Source organism: Trichococcus sp. TS_SC_9 (genome assembly GCF_056156325.1).
The window spans coordinates 2,692,881-2,708,774 of record NZ_CM149591.1 but is presented as its reverse complement, the minus strand read 5'-3'; the positions used below and the strand labels follow the sequence as shown (position 1 = coordinate 2,708,774).

Annotated in this window: 17 protein-coding genes and 1 riboswitch; of the genes, 16 read left to right on the top strand and 1 reads right to left on the bottom strand. The window is 44.2% G+C overall.

What is annotated here, in order from left to right:
- Nucleotides 1–67 precede the first annotated feature (67 nt).
- From AC0J5I_RS13155 to AC0J5I_RS13125, 7 genes are all read left to right on the top strand, one after another.
- On the top strand, nucleotides 68–460 hold the full coding sequence (locus tag AC0J5I_RS13155; RefSeq protein WP_107995386.1) for a GNAT family N-acetyltransferase: 393 nt from the start codon (nucleotides 68–70) through the stop codon (nucleotides 458–460).
- Nucleotides 457–1,230 (top strand): segregation/condensation protein A, encoded by a 774-nt coding sequence (locus AC0J5I_RS13150; RefSeq protein ID WP_475300749.1) that lies wholly within the window; start codon nucleotides 457–459, stop codon nucleotides 1,228–1,230. The genes AC0J5I_RS13155 and AC0J5I_RS13150 overlap by 4 nt, the downstream gene beginning before the upstream one ends.
- Nucleotides 1,223–1,843: an SMC-Scp complex subunit ScpB gene (scpB, locus tag AC0J5I_RS13145; RefSeq protein WP_107995384.1), complete on the top strand. Its 621-nt coding sequence runs from the start codon at nucleotides 1,223–1,225 to the stop codon at nucleotides 1,841–1,843. The genes AC0J5I_RS13150 and scpB overlap by 8 nt, the downstream gene beginning before the upstream one ends.
- Nucleotides 1,844–1,877: 34 nt before the next feature.
- A complete protein-coding gene (locus tag AC0J5I_RS13140) occupies nucleotides 1,878–2,615 on the top strand; it encodes a pseudouridine synthase (RefSeq protein ID WP_107995383.1) in 738 nt (245 codons plus the stop codon).
- Nucleotides 2,616–2,646: 31 nt separating this feature from the next.
- Nucleotides 2,647–3,369: a response regulator transcription factor gene (locus tag AC0J5I_RS13135; protein ID WP_107995382.1), complete on the top strand. Its 723-nt coding sequence runs from the start codon at nucleotides 2,647–2,649 to the stop codon at nucleotides 3,367–3,369.
- Nucleotides 3,366–5,165: a sensor histidine kinase gene (locus tag AC0J5I_RS13130; protein WP_475300738.1), complete on the top strand. Its 1,800-nt coding sequence runs from the start codon at nucleotides 3,366–3,368 to the stop codon at nucleotides 5,163–5,165. Before AC0J5I_RS13135 ends, AC0J5I_RS13130 begins: the two co-directional genes overlap by 4 nt.
- Before the next feature lie 110 nt (nucleotides 5,166–5,275).
- A riboswitch (FMN riboswitch) is annotated at nucleotides 5,276–5,403 on the top strand.
- Between the two features lie 124 nt (nucleotides 5,404–5,527).
- A complete protein-coding gene (locus AC0J5I_RS13125) occupies nucleotides 5,528–6,100 on the top strand; it encodes an ECF transporter S component (RefSeq protein WP_475300734.1) in 573 nt (190 codons plus the stop codon).
- A gap of 113 nt (nucleotides 6,101–6,213) precedes the next feature.
- On the opposite strand, the gene AC0J5I_RS13120 is transcribed toward AC0J5I_RS13125, so the two are convergent.
- Entirely contained in the window at nucleotides 6,214–6,450 is a 237-nt protein-coding gene (locus tag AC0J5I_RS13120) for a ferredoxin (protein WP_475300729.1), read from the bottom strand.
- Nucleotides 6,451–6,487: 37 nt separating this feature from the next.
- On the opposite strand from AC0J5I_RS13120, the gene AC0J5I_RS13115 reads away from it, so the two are divergent.
- From AC0J5I_RS13115 to AC0J5I_RS13075, 9 genes are all read left to right on the top strand, one after another.
- Nucleotides 6,488–7,558 carry a helix-turn-helix domain-containing protein gene (locus tag AC0J5I_RS13115; RefSeq protein ID WP_475300725.1) on the top strand — a complete coding sequence of 357 codons (1,071 nt, stop codon included), beginning with the start codon at nucleotides 6,488–6,490 and terminating at the stop codon, nucleotides 7,556–7,558.
- Nucleotides 7,551–8,990 (top strand): RecQ family ATP-dependent DNA helicase, encoded by a 1,440-nt coding sequence (locus tag AC0J5I_RS13110; protein WP_475300721.1) that lies wholly within the window; start codon nucleotides 7,551–7,553, stop codon nucleotides 8,988–8,990. Before AC0J5I_RS13115 ends, AC0J5I_RS13110 begins: the two co-directional genes overlap by 8 nt.
- Nucleotides 8,991–9,055: 65 nt before the next feature.
- Complete coding sequence (locus tag AC0J5I_RS13105; RefSeq protein ID WP_107995376.1) at nucleotides 9,056–9,652, top strand: LysM peptidoglycan-binding domain-containing protein; 597 nt, start codon at nucleotides 9,056–9,058, stop codon at nucleotides 9,650–9,652.
- A 61-nt stretch (nucleotides 9,653–9,713) separates the two neighbouring features.
- Nucleotides 9,714–10,409, top strand: coding sequence for a (d)CMP kinase (gene cmk, locus AC0J5I_RS13100; protein WP_107995375.1), 696 nt, complete (start codon nucleotides 9,714–9,716; stop codon nucleotides 10,407–10,409).
- A 156-nt stretch (nucleotides 10,410–10,565) separates the two neighbouring features.
- Nucleotides 10,566–11,828 (top strand): 30S ribosomal protein S1, encoded by a 1,263-nt coding sequence (gene rpsA, locus AC0J5I_RS13095; protein WP_107995374.1) that lies wholly within the window; start codon nucleotides 10,566–10,568, stop codon nucleotides 11,826–11,828.
- A gap of 177 nt (nucleotides 11,829–12,005) precedes the next feature.
- On the top strand, nucleotides 12,006–13,319 hold the full coding sequence (gene der, locus AC0J5I_RS13090) for a ribosome biogenesis GTPase Der (protein ID WP_107995373.1): 1,314 nt from the start codon (nucleotides 12,006–12,008) through the stop codon (nucleotides 13,317–13,319).
- A gap of 203 nt (nucleotides 13,320–13,522) precedes the next feature.
- Nucleotides 13,523–13,798 carry an HU family DNA-binding protein gene (locus tag AC0J5I_RS13085; RefSeq protein WP_068560639.1) on the top strand — a complete coding sequence of 92 codons (276 nt, stop codon included), beginning with the start codon at nucleotides 13,523–13,525 and terminating at the stop codon, nucleotides 13,796–13,798.
- Nucleotides 13,799–14,000: 202 nt separating this feature from the next.
- Nucleotides 14,001–15,284, top strand: a complete 1,284-nt coding sequence (locus tag AC0J5I_RS13080) for a tetratricopeptide repeat protein (protein ID WP_475300712.1) — start codon at nucleotides 14,001–14,003, stop codon at nucleotides 15,282–15,284.
- Nucleotides 15,285–15,315: 31 nt separating this feature from the next.
- Complete coding sequence (locus tag AC0J5I_RS13075; RefSeq protein ID WP_107995371.1) at nucleotides 15,316–15,867, top strand: YpiB family protein; 552 nt, start codon at nucleotides 15,316–15,318, stop codon at nucleotides 15,865–15,867.
- Nucleotides 15,868–15,894: the final 27 nt, after the last annotated feature.

Genomic DNA, 15,894 nt, shown 5'->3' with positions numbered 1-15,894 from the left:
CAGCCGTTCAGAATGGTGCATCCCAGAACGGCTGTCAGGGTAAATACAAAGTGAGAAGGAGATCGAAGTGTTCATTTCTTATAATCAATCATATGAAAAAATAGCTATGGGTCTGCTTTCTTATGTGACAGATCTAAAAAATGTAGCGAGGCTGAAGCCGGAAATGGAAAGCTACATTGATAATGTCGATAGGAAACTATTCTTGTGGAAAGATGAAGAGACAGAGAATATCGTTGCTTTGATAGGTGTGCAAATACATGAAGCAATGGTGTTGGTTCGTCATATCGCTGTCTCGCCTTCGTTTCGGAAGGAAGGCATCGTGCATCGGTTGTTGGATGGCTTGCAGCAACACTATCCAACAAGCGCGATCAACGGGACTCTGGAAACCGCGCCGTTCATCGCCAAATGGAACCAGAAACAGCCGAACCGAAGCGATGAGGAAACGAGTGGATCATTGTGAGCGAACAAAATGAACTCACCCTCATATTGCCGGATTTTGAGGGACCATTGGATCTTCTCCTGCACTTGATCAAAGAGTTGAAAGTCGATATTTTCGATATTCCGATTGCAGAAGTGACTTTTCAATATCTGCGTTACTTGGACACGATGCAGGAGATGAAATTGGATATCGCCGGCGATTATCTGCTGATGGCTGCGACGTTGTTGGAGATAAAAAGCCGCATGTTGCTTCCGAAAAAAGAAGTGACCTTCGAAGAGGATTTTTATGAAGACGGCGAGGATCCGAGGGAGAGCTTGATTCAACAATTGGTGGAATACAAGCAATTCCAGGAAGCCGCCAAGGCATTGAAAACCATGGAACAAGAACGCGGCTTGTATTTCACGAAGCCGGCAACGGATCTTGAGGACCTCCAACAAGCGGTCCCTCTTGCTCCAGGCGAAGTTTCTGCGGCGGATCTGATTGCCGCGCTTCAGAAAATGTATCAAAAATTGCAGAAAAAGAAGCCACTTCAGGCCAGAATGGAACAGGATCAATATACGGTGGATCAGACGATGACTTGGATCATGGAGAAGTTGGAAAACCTGCCTTATGATTCTGACCCAAGGCTTCCCTTTACGGCCTTCTTTGAAGTGCAAACCAAATCGCAGATTGTGAATACATTTTTGGCAATGCTGGAATTGGTTAAAGAAAGAAAAATCAATTTTTCGCAAGAGAACACATTCGGAGATATTTATATACTACGCAATATGGGAGTTTTAATAAATGAATAAAAAAGGGGCACTGGAGAGTCTGTTGTTTGTGGCAGGCGATGATGGCTTGAGTATGGATGAAATCACCTCTTTATTGGAGACCACACCACTGGAAGCACAAAATTTGTTGACCGAAATGCGTGCGAGTCATAACGACAATATCCACTCCGGTTTGACGCTTCTCGAAACCCGCAAAAGATACCAACTAGCCACAAAGAGAGAGTATGCAGAACTAATCAAAATGTACGCTGTGTCGCCATTCGCGACCCATTTATCACAAGCTGCCCTGGAGACACTGGCGATCATCGCATACAAGCAGCCTTTGACGCGGATGGAAATCGATCAGATCCGCGGCGTCCAGTCAGCAGGCTTGGTCCAAAGGTTGTTGCTGAGAGGGTTGGTAAAGGAAATCGGCCGTTCGGAAACACCAGGAAGACCGATCATTTACGGCACAACCGATTATTTCATGAATTATTTCGGATTGACCACAATAGAGGATCTGCCGAATGTGGACGAATTATTCCAGATGCAGGATAACGAATCCTTCGATCTTTTTGATTTTCCCGCGGACGAAGATACAGATAACCAACTTGCTTTTTTTAAGAATGATTCCATCATATCGGAACAAGAATGACAGACAAAAACAAATAAGAATAATAGGTGAATAAATGGAAAGATTACAGAAAGTCATTGCACATGCAGGAATAGCTTCACGGAGGAAAGCCGAAGAACTGATCACTTCTGGTGCAGTCAGCGTTAACGGAAACAAGGTAACGGAATTAGGAGTCAAAGTTTCAAAAAATGATAGAGTGGAAGTGAACGGCTTACCGATTTATCGCGAACAGCCGGTTTACTATTTGTTCTACAAACCAAAGAATACCCTATCATCTGTGAAAGATGATAAAGATCGGACTGTCGTCACTGATTTCTTCAATGTAAAAGAGCGGATTTATCCGATCGGCAGATTGGACTATGATACGACCGGGTTGCTGCTTTTGACCAATGATGGTGAATTTGCGAATCTGTTGACCCACCCGAAATACCACATCGATAAAACCTATGTTGCTAAGGTTGGTTGTATCCCTACGCGCTCCGATCTGAACAAATTGGAAAACGGAATCGTGATTGACGGCAAAAAAACTGCAAAAGCGCGAGCTAAGTTGATTTCTGCCAATTCCCAAAAAAATACAGCGATCATTGAGTTGACCATCCATGAAGGTTGGAACCATCAAGTCAAAAAAATGTTCGAAAAAATTGATTGTCCCGTCGAAAAACTGAAAAGAGAATCGTTTGGGTTCCTTACGCTCGGTGATCTGAAGCCAGGGCAACACCGAGAGCTGAAGGCGTTTGAAATCGATAAGCTGAAAAACATGGCTCTTGCGAACGAAAAAACATCAAAAAGGTAGTTTTCTTATCTAATCGGAGAGGATGATCACGATGACAAATTCCAGCGGGAAAATATTGATTGTGGATGACGAGGAGCGTATCCGAAGATTATTGAAACTCTATCTGGAAAAGGATGGTTATGAAACAGCCGAAGCAGAGGATGGAACAACAGCGGTGGAAATGATTTTGAACAACCATTACGATTTGGTGTTGTTGGATATCATGCTTCCTGGAATGACTGGCATTGAAGTAGCCAAAATTGTCCGCAAGGAAAAAGAAATACCGATCATGATGATTACTGCCCGCGGCGAAGAGAACAATCGCGTAGAGGGATTCTTGTCAGGAGCGGACGACTACATCGTGAAGCCTTTCAGTCCAAGAGAAGTCATGTTGCGGGTCGCAGCCATCCTGAAGCGGACAAAGCCATCAGAAACGGAATCGAGCACAATCGAATATCCGCTGCTGAAGATTTTTCCGGATGCAAGGAAAGTGCTGGTTGACGAGGTGGCGATCAATTTGACTCCTAAAGAATTTGAATTGCTTCTTTATCTTTCGAAGTCCCCGGAGAAAATCTTTACGAGGGAAGTTCTTTTGAAAGAAGTCTGGAAATACGAATTTTTCGGAGACTTGCGCACAGTCGACACGCACGTCAAGCGGTTGCGAGAAAAATTGTTGAAGCAATCGAAACCAGTTTCAAAAATGATAGTGACCGTTTGGGGGATGGGTTATAAATTTTCCCCGAATGATGACCAAGCAGCAGACGACAAACAATGAAAAGGACGAGCATATTCCTCAAATCATGGGTTCTATTGACTTTTTTGACTGTAGCCATCATGACTTTGATGTATATCGGCCACGCAATCATCAGTGTGAACTCGATCGAAGATACTTATAATAAACTGCTGCAGGAGAAAATCACTGCGTATAAGGATACGATTATGACCGATCCCGAAGATTATCTCGCCCAAACAGGGGTTGTGCAATCGCTGGATCCTGAATTATCCTATTACATCAAAATAGCGGATCAGAGCCGTTTCGTCGTACAAAAACCGGATCTTCAAGAGCAGTCTGAACTGCTTCTTGAGAACATTCTGGCGAATGATGAAATTCTGGATGCAATCGATGGTAAAGTAGATGATTTCAGCCGGATCACCATAGAGGACGAGGAAAATAATCCCTTGCTTTTGATGGTTTTTGTTCATACTTTTGAATTGCAGGGACAAGCCGGAATGCTCGTCATCAGTTATGAGCTGGACGAATTTCAGGCTTATGAACTGAACGCAAAAAGCATTACTTTGTTGTTGTTGACAGTCTATCTAATGGGGACGATCATCTATTATCAGTACCTGATAAGGAATGTTGCCGAACCGTTGGAGGTTATGAAGGATATCGCCTTCAAATACTCCCGGAATGATTTTTCCAAGCGGATTACGTTCGAATCCTATGATGAAATATCCGGATTGGGCACCGCCATGAATAAGCTGGGAAAGACTCTCCAAGCCACGACGCTGATGAACAGGGAAGAGCGGGAACTGTTGAATCATCTGTTTGATTCTTTGCCGGCAGGAATCCTTTACTTTGACCAAAATTTTCATTTGAAATTAGTGAATGGACCTGGCCAAGAATTTTTGGATTTTTGGCGAAGGGTGGATCCGAATGCAGAAGCTAAAGCAATACCGCACCAGTTCAAGGAAATGGTCCAACATGCCTTCAACACAACATCCGGATCGGAAGTGGAGCTCAGTTGGTCCCAGCGGCATTATAACGTTAAAGTGACGCCGGTCATCCAAACAGATCTGCAAAAAACTGCCGGGGTTCTGATTGTGTTGCAGGATGTGACGAACGAAAGGCAATTGGATATTATCCGCGGTGATTTCATCACGAATGTATCCCATGACTTGCGGACGCCGTTGCAGATGATAAAAGGGTACAGCGAAGCCATTATCGATAACATCGCTGAAAGCAATGAGGAGAAAATCGAAATGGCCCAAATCATTTTGGATGAAACGACCGAGATGAACAAAATGGTGAACAACCTTCTGGATTTGTCGCGAATGCAAGCGGGTTACATAGAATTGAACCAGCAAAATGTCGATCTCGATGCCTTCTTCAAACATTTGGCGGGCAGGTTCGAAAACAGTTTTAAAGAAGCGGCCATCCAATTTTCTTATGAACTGGCGGATGGCATCAAAGTCTATTCTTTTGACGAAGAGAAAATGAATCAGGTGTTTTACAATCTGATCGACAATGCGGTACGCTATTCAGCCGAAATCGGTACGCGAAGACAAAAATTCATCCATATCACGGTCCGTTTGGATGATATGTTGGATAAAGTTGTCTTTGAAATCAGCGATAACGGCATCGGTATCCAGGCTGAAAGTTTACCGTTCATTTTCGAGCGTTTTTATAAAAATGATAAATCGCGGACATACTCGAAACAAAAGGGAACCGGCATCGGGCTTTCGATTGTGAAGACAATCGTGGAAGCGCATGACGGGGAAATAGAAGTCCATAGCGAACCGGGGGTAGGGACGACTTTCTTGGTCCGTTTTCCATTTCACGCAAGTTGAGAAAAGCGATCGGAAGATAGTCTGAAAATAATTATCTCGAAACTGTGATATTATCCTTGACAATCGTGTGTGCATCGCTTATAGTTTGTGTATAACAAAATATAAATAAGATTCGTCTTCAGGGCAGGGTGAAATTCCCGACCGGTGGTAAAAGTCCACGACCTCGCAATAGTTCATTGCGGGCTGAACTGGTGTAATTCCAGTACCGACAGTACAGTCTGGATGGGAGAAGATGGGGTTTCTTTGAATTGCAATTTCAAAGGCTCTATTTTTATGTGTCCATTTGAGGATGATAAGAATAGGGTCTTTTTGGATTTGGAGAAACCCATCTCTGAGACAGTCAACAGGGAGGATTCATTAACATGCAACAAAACAAAACAAAAAGATTGGTCGGTATTTCATTATTTGGGGCATTGGCATTTGTGCTGATGTTCATCGCTTTCCCGGTAATTCCAGCATTTTCTTATCTGAAGATCGACTTCAGTGATTTACCGATTCTGCTTTCATTTTTCCTTTACGGTCCAGCCGGCGGAATCATCTCTGCTGTCATCCGCTCCATTTTGCACTACCTTCAGACGGGCGGGGATATGGGCTATCCGATCGGGGACTTCGCAAGTCTCTTGGCGACGCTCTCTTACACGTTGCCTATCTACTACCTATTGAAAAAAGCAAAAACAAAAACAGCCGTTATCTTGGCGCTGTTGACGGGTACTTTGGTTTTGACGGTTGTCTTATCAGTGGCCAATTGGTTCATCATCACCCCGTTGTACATGTATCTTTTGAATTTTGAAATGGGTTCTGTCAAAGAATTGGTATTGGCTGGCATAGTGCCTTTCAATATCATCAAAGGACTTGTCGTCAGTGCGGTCATCCTCTTGGTGATGCCGAAGCTGAAACCTTGGCTGGCGCATAACAAAGTTCCTTTTGCCCAGTAATCATTAGGGACTGATATTTTAATTGTTTCAAGAACAAGAGGCTGCACCCGAATCAGTGATGATTCAGAGTGCAGCCTCTTTTGCGTTGTCCCCTCCGTATGGAAGTCTCGGAATCACTGTTCCACAGGAGGAAACGGAGATTCTGAGCGCAAGATGGCGCCAGTGGGGCATTTTCGGTAGGCATCCAGAAACGCACCAAAATGTTCGGGGGGTATCGGTGCTTTGCCCGTATTCGAATCCATTATGGAGAAAGCAATCCCTTCGGAAGTATAGTCGAAGAGAGCCGGTGAAATTATTTGGCAAAGTCCACAAGCGATGCAGTTATCTTGATTTACTTTGGTATAATACATAGAGTAACCTTCTTTACAAAAATTTGGTGGTGATAACATGAAAAGTTTGACATACATAGAGTATCTTTTTTTGGATTGCATTTCAACCGAACGCCCCATCAAGGAAGCGACTCTTTTTTATAACCTGATTGGCAAACGGACTGTGTCCACCATGCTCCAGTGCCGTCAATATGATCTGGAAGCCTATTTCACTGTCATGCCGGGCATGAAACCGATCGTGTTGAAAAAAGGCCTCGAGCGATTGCTTTCGGATGGTTTGATCATCGGTAACGATGGCGAGGGCTATCTTCTGACCAAAGCGGGAAGCGAGATACAAGCTGATTTTTTCAGCAGTCACGCGCATTTTTCTTTGCCAAACCAAATGGGATTTGCCCTCGTTCAGAGTGTTTTGCACCGCCGGATGCTTTTTCTGATCCAAATCCTTTCCGAAATGCTGCATAAAAATAAGCATTACTATCCCATTGAGAGGGAAGCGAAAGAGCAGCTTTGGATGAAGCGCTTGTTGACTCAGCATGCCGGAGATAAAGCCACTTTTGCGCGCGCCTGTGGAGAAGAATGGCATACTTACCTGTCACGGCTGCCTGAAAGGGATGCAGGGCTCTTTGCACTGCAATTTGAAGGCACGGACCACCTGAGGAAAACAACCGGTCAGATGGCCGGCCTGTTCTCGTTGGATGAAGCCGAAGTGAAAATACTGCTTCACCAAAATTGGCTGAGTTTGTATGCTGCATTGGAAAAAGAACCAGAAAAGTTCCCTGTCCTTGCTTCGGTCATGCTTATGACGATAAAGGAAAACGGCTTGGCTTCCGCCAGTGCTGAAACGACTATGCGTTATTTCATGAACGGGCATAGCATAAATGAAATCATCTCGATGCGTGGATTGAAACAGAGCACAATCCAAGATCATTTTGCTGAAATTGCCTTGATCTATCGAGAATTCCCAACGCAAGAATTTTTGGATAAGGAAAAATTGCACTATCTGCAACAACTCGTGGAACGAAAAGAACGTGTCGATTATCGGGAAATCCAAAAAGTATTTTCCGAAATCAACTTTTTCGAGTCCCGGTTGATACAAATAAGAAGTGAGGTTGCGGCTAAATATGGATGAAGCACAATTGAAATCAGAACTTCAGAAATACTTCGGCTACACGGCATTCAAGGACGGGCAATTGGAGCCCATCCAATCCGTTTTGGCGGGCAAGCACACGCTGGCAACTTTACCCACGGGAACCGGGAAATCCTTGATATATCAGTTGAGCGGATACCTTTTGGAAGGGATAGTCGTTATCGTTTCGCCTCTTTTATCTTTGATGGAAGATCAAGTGGCCCAACTGAAATTCATGGGTGAAAAAAAGACGGCCTCATTGAACAGCATGCTGCAGTTCGAAGAAAGGCAAAGATTATTAAGCAACCTGAATCAAATCAAGTTTTTGTTCCTTTCTCCCGAGATGCTGCAGAACCAAGTTGTGTTGAACAAACTCAAGCAGATCCCGCTCGCTTTGTTTGTGGTCGATGAAGCGCATTGCATTTCCCAGTGGGGCTTGGATTTCCGTTCCGATTATCTATTTTTGGGCGCTGCAAGGCAAGAATTGGGCAACCCTTTGACGTTGGCGCTCACTGCGACAGCGACGCCTACCGTGATGGAGGATATCATCGGTTCCCTGCATATTGATGGAAGTGAATTGAACGTATTTGAGGGCCCGGTTGACCGTGCCAATATTTATTACAAAGTCGTTGCAGTGCCTCCAGTGGGAAAGCAGGAGTACCTCCTGGAGCTTCTGGAGAAATATCCATCTCCGGGCATCATTTACTTCTCCAGCAAGGCACAAGCTGATGCGGTCGCATTCATGATCCGGAAAAAAACAAATTTGCGCGCAGAAGCCTATCATGCCGACCGGACAAATGAAGATAGGATCACTATCCAGCATCAATTTCTTCAGGATGAGTTGGACGTCATTTGTGCCACCAGTGCTTTCGGAATGGGGATCAATAAGCCGAACATTCGCTATGTGATCCATTACCACATGCCGAATTCCCTTGAGGAATATGTGCAGGAGATAGGGAGAGCGGGGCGTGACGAGCAACAGAGCACGGCGGTCCTATTGTATTCAGAACCGGACTTCAACTTTAAAGTGAAGATGCTGCAAAGTGATTTTCCGAACGATCATGCAATTGAAAGTGTCATCAAAAATAAGACGATCAATCCAGAGCATGGGAGTTCGACTGAGCAAACCTTGTTGTCGCATATCTTGCGCCAGCGATTCACAAAAGAGGAGGCGAAGCATTTTATCGCAGCCCGCCACGATCTGAAGAAAAACTTACTGAAGGGCATGAAGGGATTTGCCGAAACCGACACATGCAAACGAGACTTTATTTCCGCCTATTTCGGGAAAAGCAGTCTCGTCAAACCTGAATACTGCTGTGATAGCTGCGGGAACGAAGACCCGCCTTTAGTGGGGGAATTCAGGACCAGGAATACGGTTCCAATGACAGAAACACCGCATTGGGAAAAAATCCTGTCAGACCTTTTTCTTTTATAAAATTTAACCCAAAAATTACGAAAATGTGCTACAATTAGCATGAATCACTTATAGGAGGAACCCGAATGGATAAAAAGAATCGCAATCGCAATAATGGAGAGCCTTGGTCACGTAAATTCGGCGAAGATGAAAATCTGAAGAGCCGGCAGTATTCACGTTCGGCCAGAAATACAAAAAACAAAGAAGTAGCACCTCTATTAAAAGTATTGCTGTTTCTCTTTTTGGCTATTCTGATTATTCCATTTGCAACCATCTATTTTAACAAACAGAATCAAAATACTCCCGCACCTAAGAGTGCTGAACAAGTGATGATCAACAAGCGAGTGGCCAGTTCCAGTGTCGAAAGCAGTGAGAAAACGTCTTCCGAAGAGGCTTCAGAAGAGGTTTCCAGCGAAGTGGTCGAGAGCGCAGAGGAGCCCAAAGCTTCGATTGCGGAAACGCCAAGTTCGAGCGCCGCGCCTGCAGTGGTCGAAACACCTGTTGAAACAGTTAAAGAACCGGAAACGACTACTGGGGTATACAGTAATTCATACACCATCCAAGCGGGTGACAATCTTTACCGGATTGCTATTAACCACGGGATGACATTGGATGAATTGATGCAGGCCAACGGGTTGAGCAGCACAGAAGCACAAATCGGTATGGCATTGAAAGTTAAATAGTGAAAGCCGTCTGTCAAGGCGGCTTTTTCAATGAAATCGAACAGAATGAAGTCGGAGGTTTATTGTGAAAAAAATGAATATTGCCATCGATGGTCCAGCATCAGCAGGGAAAAGCACCATCGCGAAAAAAGTTGCGGAAAAGTTGGGATACATCTATTTGGACACAGGCGCGATGTACCGAACGTTGACTTATGCAGCTTTATCCAACGGAAGTGATCTGCATGATGAAGACGTCTTGCATACATTGCTGCAAGGAATCAGGATAACCTTTTCGACTGCCGAAAACGAAATGCAGCGTGTTTTTCTGAATGAGGAGGACGTGACCGAATCGATCAGGTCGGAGCAAGTGACCCAAAACGTCTCCCTGGTTTCGTCGTTCGCGAAAGTGCGTGAAGAGATGGTTGCCCGCCAGAAAAGCATCGCACGGTCCGGCGGCGTCGTAATGGACGGCAGGGACATCGGTACGGTCGTGTTACCTGATGCTGAGGTCAAGATATTCATGACAGCCACAGCCGAAGAAAGAGCGCTGCGCCGCTACAAAGAAAACATGGCGAAGGGTATGACCACTTCCTTGGAAGAGCTGACGGAAGACATGAAGCGCCGCGACCATTTGGACAGCACCCGGACGATATCCCCGTTGAAAAAAGCCGATGATGCCATCGTTTTGGACTCAACGCATCTGGAGATCGACGAAGTGGTGAAGCGGATTCTCGGCATTATCGAAGCGAACCTAAAACCCTTACAAACATTGGATTAACAATACTAGACGATTTTAAGCAAAGATGTTAGAATGATTGTATGCAGTATTACGCTTTCAAAAATATAGAGTCAAGGATTAATTTCTTAGCCGAAAGGCGGGGAGTTAAGGGAACTAGCCAATCGGTTGCCGCAGACTTTTAGGAGGAATAGTTACATGTCAGATTACATTGAAAACCCAGAGTTAAATGAAGAAGAGTCCAATAAAGTTGAGCAAACTATGCAAGATGTGTTGGATGAAGCATTATCCATTGAGGTGGGCGATACTGTCAAGGGAGAAGTTTTAAGTATCCAAGATAGACAAGCCATCGTAGGAATCATTGGGGGCGGGGTAGAAGGGGTTATTCCTTACAACGAATTATCTGCAAAACCATTCGATGAAGTTACAGAAATCCTAAACGTAGGTGACGTTGTGGATTTGGTTGTCATAAAACAAATCAAAGATAAAGAAAATGGAAGCTTCTTACTTTCGAAGCGTCGCGTTGATGCTAAAATCGTTTGGAAAGATATCCAAGATAAATTCGAAAACAACGAAATCATCGAAGCACCCGTCAAAGACGTCGTTAAAGGCGGATTGGTCGTTGATGTCGGCGTGAGAGGTTTTGTTCCGGCTTCAATGGTAGAAGACCATTTTGTGGAAGATTTCAGTTCTTATAAAGGCAAAGTGATGACCTTCAAGATTGTTGAACTTGAACCTAGCGAAAACCGTCTGATTTTATCGCATAAAGCGGTTGTGGAAACAGAAAAAGAAGCCAATAAAGGCAAATTGATGGACGAATTGGTAGCCGGAGACGTTGTCGAAGGAACGGTCGCTCGTCTGACCAACTTCGGTGCATTCGTTGATTTGGGCGGCGTGGATGGTTTGGTCCACATTTCACAAATTGCCCACGAGCACGTGAAAAATCCGGGTGATGTTTTGGCGATCGGGCAATCCGTCAAAGTCAAAATTTTATCCATCGACAAAGAAAATGGCCGTGTTTCCTTAAGCATCAAAGACACATTGGCTGGTCCTTGGAATGCGATCGCTGAAAAAGCACCAATCGGAGCTGTATTGACTGGTGTTGTCAAACGTTTGACAAGCTTCGGTGCATTTGTGGAAGTTTTCCCTGGGGTTGAAGGTTTGGTTCACATTTCCCAAATTTCCCATCAACACATCGCGACTCCGCATGAAGTGCTGCAAGAAGGCCAAGAAATTCAAGTCAAAGTGTTGGATGCCAAAGAAGATGAGCAACGCCTATCTCTAAGCATCAAGGCTTTGGAAGAAAAAGCTGTGACTGAAGCACCCGCAGCTGATGAGAAAAGAGAGAAAAAAGAGAAAAAAACCGAAGAATATGTTGCTGACGATTCAGACGGAAACTTCACATTAGCAGATTTATTAGGCGACAAACTTTCAGGTTTGAAAGACGATTCTGAAGCCTAATCAGCAAGGAAAATGAACATGTGAGGGCATGGAATTCCATCCATGCCCTTTTTTTGTTGTTATTATTGACGGATGTGTGTTATAACTGACATGGACGAAAACATTGAGAAAACCATACACAGTGAGCAAATACCCAAAAAGATTTGTGTTGTAGAGGAAAAGAAAGGCGGAGGTTAGATGCCAAATCCAGTAGTAGCCATAGTAGGCAGACCAAACGTAGGAAAATCAACAATATTCAATAGACTGGCAGGAGAGAGAATTTCCATAGTCGATGACGTCTCAGGTGTCACACGCGACAGAATTTATGCAAAAGGAGAATGGTTGGGCAAAACATTCAATATCATCGATACAGGCGGGATCGATATCACGGATGAGCCTTTTATGAGCCAAATCAAATTGCAGGCGCAAGTGGCGATCGAGGAAGCCGACGTCATCATCTTTTTGACATGCGTCAGAGAAGGTGTGACGGATGCAGATGAAAACGTCGCAAGAATCCTGTACCAATCCGATAAACCTGTCATATTGGCGGTAAACAAAGTGGATAACCCGGAAATGCGCGCCGAAATATTCGATTTTTACAGTCTGGGATTAGGCGAACCCTATCCTGTTTCAGGAAGCCACGGCTTAGGTCTTGGAGATCTGCTTGATGCGGTTGTAGCGAATTTCCCAACAGAAGAAGAGAATGCGGAAGAAGAAGGCATCATCAACTTCAGCTTTATCGGCCGTCCGAACGTAGGCAAATCTTCCTTGGTGAATGCCATTTTGGGAGAAGAACGCGTAATCGTATCGGATATTGCAGGCACAACCCGTGACGCTATCGATACGATGTTCGTTGATGATGAGGGTGCCAAATTCCGGATGATCGATACAGCCGGAATCCGGAAAAAAGGCAAAGTCTACGAATCAACGGAAAAATACAGCGTCATGCGTGCCATCCGTGCCATCGAGCGTTCGGATATCGTTATGGTCGTGCTGAATGCGGAAGAGGGCATCCAGGAGCAGGATAAAAAGGTTGCCGGATATGCGCATGAAGCAGGCAAAGGGATCATCATTCTCGTGAACAAATGGGACACCTTAGAAAAAGACAATCATACAATGAAGGAATTCGAGGACAAAATCCGCAAAGAATTCCAGTATCTTTCTTATGCGCCAATCATGTATGTTTCAGCGGTAACGAAACAGCGATTGTCCAATATTCCTGCTAAAATCAAGGAGATCAGCGAAAATCAAAACCGCCGTATCTCTTCATCCTTGTTGAATGATGTCCTGATGGATGCTGTCGCGCACAATCCGACGCCGTCCGACAAAGGACGTCGTCTGAAGATTTACTACATGACGCAAGTGGCCGTAAAACCGCCGACATTTGTTGTTTTTGTCAACGACCCAGAATTGCTGCATTTCTCTTATGAGCGTTTCCTTGAAAACAGAATTCGAGATTCGTTTGATTTCGAAGGGACACCATTCCATTTGATTGCCCGTCAAAAAAAATAAATTACCTTCCCGAAGGCATTAAATCCACTATAATCGTTGCAGTAGCACGGTTTGTGTGATATTCTTTATTAGAAATATCTTTTCAACTTGACTGCGGTATTTCAGAACTGTTTTTGGACCACTCAAAAATAGTTTTTCCATGTTTTGTTGTGTTATCAAAGAAAGCATGTATTCTTCTTCTTTAAAGGAGGTGAAAGGACAACATGGCAAACAAAGCTGAATTAATCGAAAGAGTTGCTGGAAAAACAAACTTGACTAAAAAGGATGTTACAGCAAGCGTTGATGCATTATTTGAAGTGATTCAAGAAGCATTAAAAGACGGTGAAAAAGTTCAAGTCATCGGTTTTGGTAATTTTGAAGTTCGTGATCGTGCAGCTCGTAAAGGACGCAATCCTCAAACTGGGGAAGAAATCCAAATCGAAGCAAGCAAAATCCCTGCATTCAAACCAGGTAAAGCATTGAAAGATGCAGTTAAATAATTAATGAAAATGAAGTTGGGGCCTTACGGGGCTTCGGCTTTATTTTTTTTGCCAAAATTCTGAGGAAGCCTCTAAAGGGGATTCAATGTGTTTTTGACGGAGAAAAGCCTGAGGAACAAATAGATACAGATGCTGAACTTTATGATAAAATATAAAGGAAGAGCACCAGCAAGCAGAGTGTATTTGAAGGAGCAGTAGACGAATGAATAATGAAGCACATGCAATGATAGAAGCCATTCAAAAGAATGATTTGGATGCGGCTGTTCAACTGTTCAAACAATCAGTTGAGCAATCCGTCCTGGAGAACAACAACGCTGATTTGGCCGAATTGGCAGAAACGATGCATGCCTTGGGCTTCTTGAGCGAAGCAAAAGAGGCATATGGAGCATTGAACTACCTGTCCCCGCATATACAGGAGTGGAATATCGCTTTGGCAGAAATCGCCATCGACGAAGACGATTACGATCAAGCTTTGGATATCCTCCTAACAATCGATAAAGAAAGTGACGTTTACCCGCAGGCTTTGTTGACGATGGCTGATGCTTATCAAGTTCAAGGTTTGTACGAAGTCAGCGAAAAGAAAATTTTTGAAGCAATGACGCTGTTGCCGGATGAACCTATATTGGATTATGCGTTGGCGCAGCTTTACCATTCGATCGGGGAGTACAAGAAGGCCATCCCGATCTACGAGGAACTTTCATACGGAAACGGCGAAATCGCATCCGCAACGCAACTGAATTTTTTCCTGGGCGACTGCCACAATGCTATCGGTGCGTTCGAGACAGCCCTGCAGTATCTGGAAAAAATCCCGGCTGACGAACATTTCCCGGACAGTTATTTCCAACTCGGCTTCACCTATTTCCAACTTAAGGAATATGCGCGCGCCATCACCATTTTTAATAAATTGCTCGAAGTGGACAATGCTTACCTGAGCGCATATTTGTATTTGGCGAATGCGCTTGAGGCTGAACTGGAGTTGGAAGAAGCGCTTGCCGTGATGGAACAGGCCATCCTGCGGAATCCTTATCAGCATGAATTTTACACGACAGCGGCCAAACTGCAATTGAAGTTGAACAGGGAGCAGGATGCGGAACAAAATTTGCGTGAAGCGGCAGCGCTTGAACCGGACCTTTCCAGTATCCATTTAGCCCTGGGCAACTTGTTGCTGAAGCAAGAAAGATTCGAGGAATTGGTCACTTATATCGCAGACCGCGCAGAGCAGGAAGACAACGATCCGCAATACAATTGGTTGCTCGCAGCCAGCCATAATGCCTTGGAGGACTACGATTCGGCAAACAAAGAATACACGGCGGCTTATCCGCATTTTGCCGACAACGAGGCATTTTTACTGGAGTATGCAGCATTCTTGAGAGAAGAAGGCAATCGCGAAAAGTTGAGTGAGGTCATTCACCAAGGCTTGGCTCTTTATCCGGCCAACACTGAATTGCTTCAACTCCATGATGATCTGCACGATTCAGATCAATAAGTCATCATCCCATCGGATAGGAGGTTTTAAAATGATGAATCCTACTTTGGAGGAGAAAAAAAATTTTATTTCTTGGTTTATTCAGAATTATCAATTGAAGCGCAGGGAGTCCCTTTGGATACTCAATTATCTGCTCAATCATGAGATTTTGTTGAAGAATATCCATCTGATTGAGGAAGTCCATACAACGAACAGAGGAATGGGGTTTGCCGTAGTCGGAAATCCGAAAGATGCCTTCATGTACTACAAAGATGGGAAGACATTCGAAGATCCCGAGCAGGCATTCCATGATCTGCGCTTGAATTGGAAAGAGGATTTTTATCTGGAGTTGTTCTTTGATCAATCCTACCAAGTCCTTTCATTTTTTGGTGTTCTGGAGGACAATCCGTACCTCCAAGACTCTGAAATTTTCGATAAAGATCTGGAAGAAATTGTAGAAAAATCATTGGAAAAGTTGGCGGTGAAGGATCGCATCCATTATCTAAAAAAACAGATTGACATTGCGCTAATCCAATACGATGAAACAAGCTTCAGGAAGTTCACGAAAGAATTAAAAGAGTTGGAAGAAAAAAATATGATCTGATAAAACGCGGATATGGTGCGGAACATG

Bases quoted from the DNA above. Each gene is read 5' to 3' on its own strand.
- scpB (WP_107995384.1), top strand. From the start codon at position 1,223: ATGAATAAAAAAGGGGCACTGGAGAGTCTGTTGTTTGTGGCAGGCGAT.
- AC0J5I_RS13140 (WP_107995383.1), top strand. From the start codon at position 1,878: ATGGAAAGATTACAGAAAGTCATTGCACATGCAGGAATAGCTTCACGG.
- AC0J5I_RS13135 (WP_107995382.1), top strand. From the start codon at position 2,647: ATGACAAATTCCAGCGGGAAAATATTGATTGTGGATGACGAGGAGCGT.
- AC0J5I_RS13130 (WP_475300738.1), top strand. From the start codon at position 3,366: ATGAAAAGGACGAGCATATTCCTCAAATCATGGGTTCTATTGACTTTT.
- AC0J5I_RS13125 (WP_475300734.1), top strand. From the start codon at position 5,528: ATGCAACAAAACAAAACAAAAAGATTGGTCGGTATTTCATTATTTGGG.
- AC0J5I_RS13120 (WP_475300729.1), bottom strand. From the start codon at position 6,450: ATGTATTATACCAAAGTAAATCAAGATAACTGCATCGCTTGTGGACTT.
- AC0J5I_RS13115 (WP_475300725.1), top strand. From the start codon at position 6,488: ATGAAAAGTTTGACATACATAGAGTATCTTTTTTTGGATTGCATTTCA.
- AC0J5I_RS13110 (WP_475300721.1), top strand. From the start codon at position 7,551: ATGGATGAAGCACAATTGAAATCAGAACTTCAGAAATACTTCGGCTAC.
- AC0J5I_RS13105 (WP_107995376.1), top strand. From the start codon at position 9,056: ATGGATAAAAAGAATCGCAATCGCAATAATGGAGAGCCTTGGTCACGT.
- rpsA (WP_107995374.1), top strand. From the start codon at position 10,566: ATGTCAGATTACATTGAAAACCCAGAGTTAAATGAAGAAGAGTCCAAT.
- der (WP_107995373.1), top strand. From the start codon at position 12,006: ATGCCAAATCCAGTAGTAGCCATAGTAGGCAGACCAAACGTAGGAAAA.
- AC0J5I_RS13085 (WP_068560639.1), top strand. From the start codon at position 13,523: ATGGCAAACAAAGCTGAATTAATCGAAAGAGTTGCTGGAAAAACAAAC.
- AC0J5I_RS13080 (WP_475300712.1), top strand. From the start codon at position 14,001: ATGAATAATGAAGCACATGCAATGATAGAAGCCATTCAAAAGAATGAT.
- AC0J5I_RS13075 (WP_107995371.1), top strand. From the start codon at position 15,316: ATGATGAATCCTACTTTGGAGGAGAAAAAAAATTTTATTTCTTGGTTT.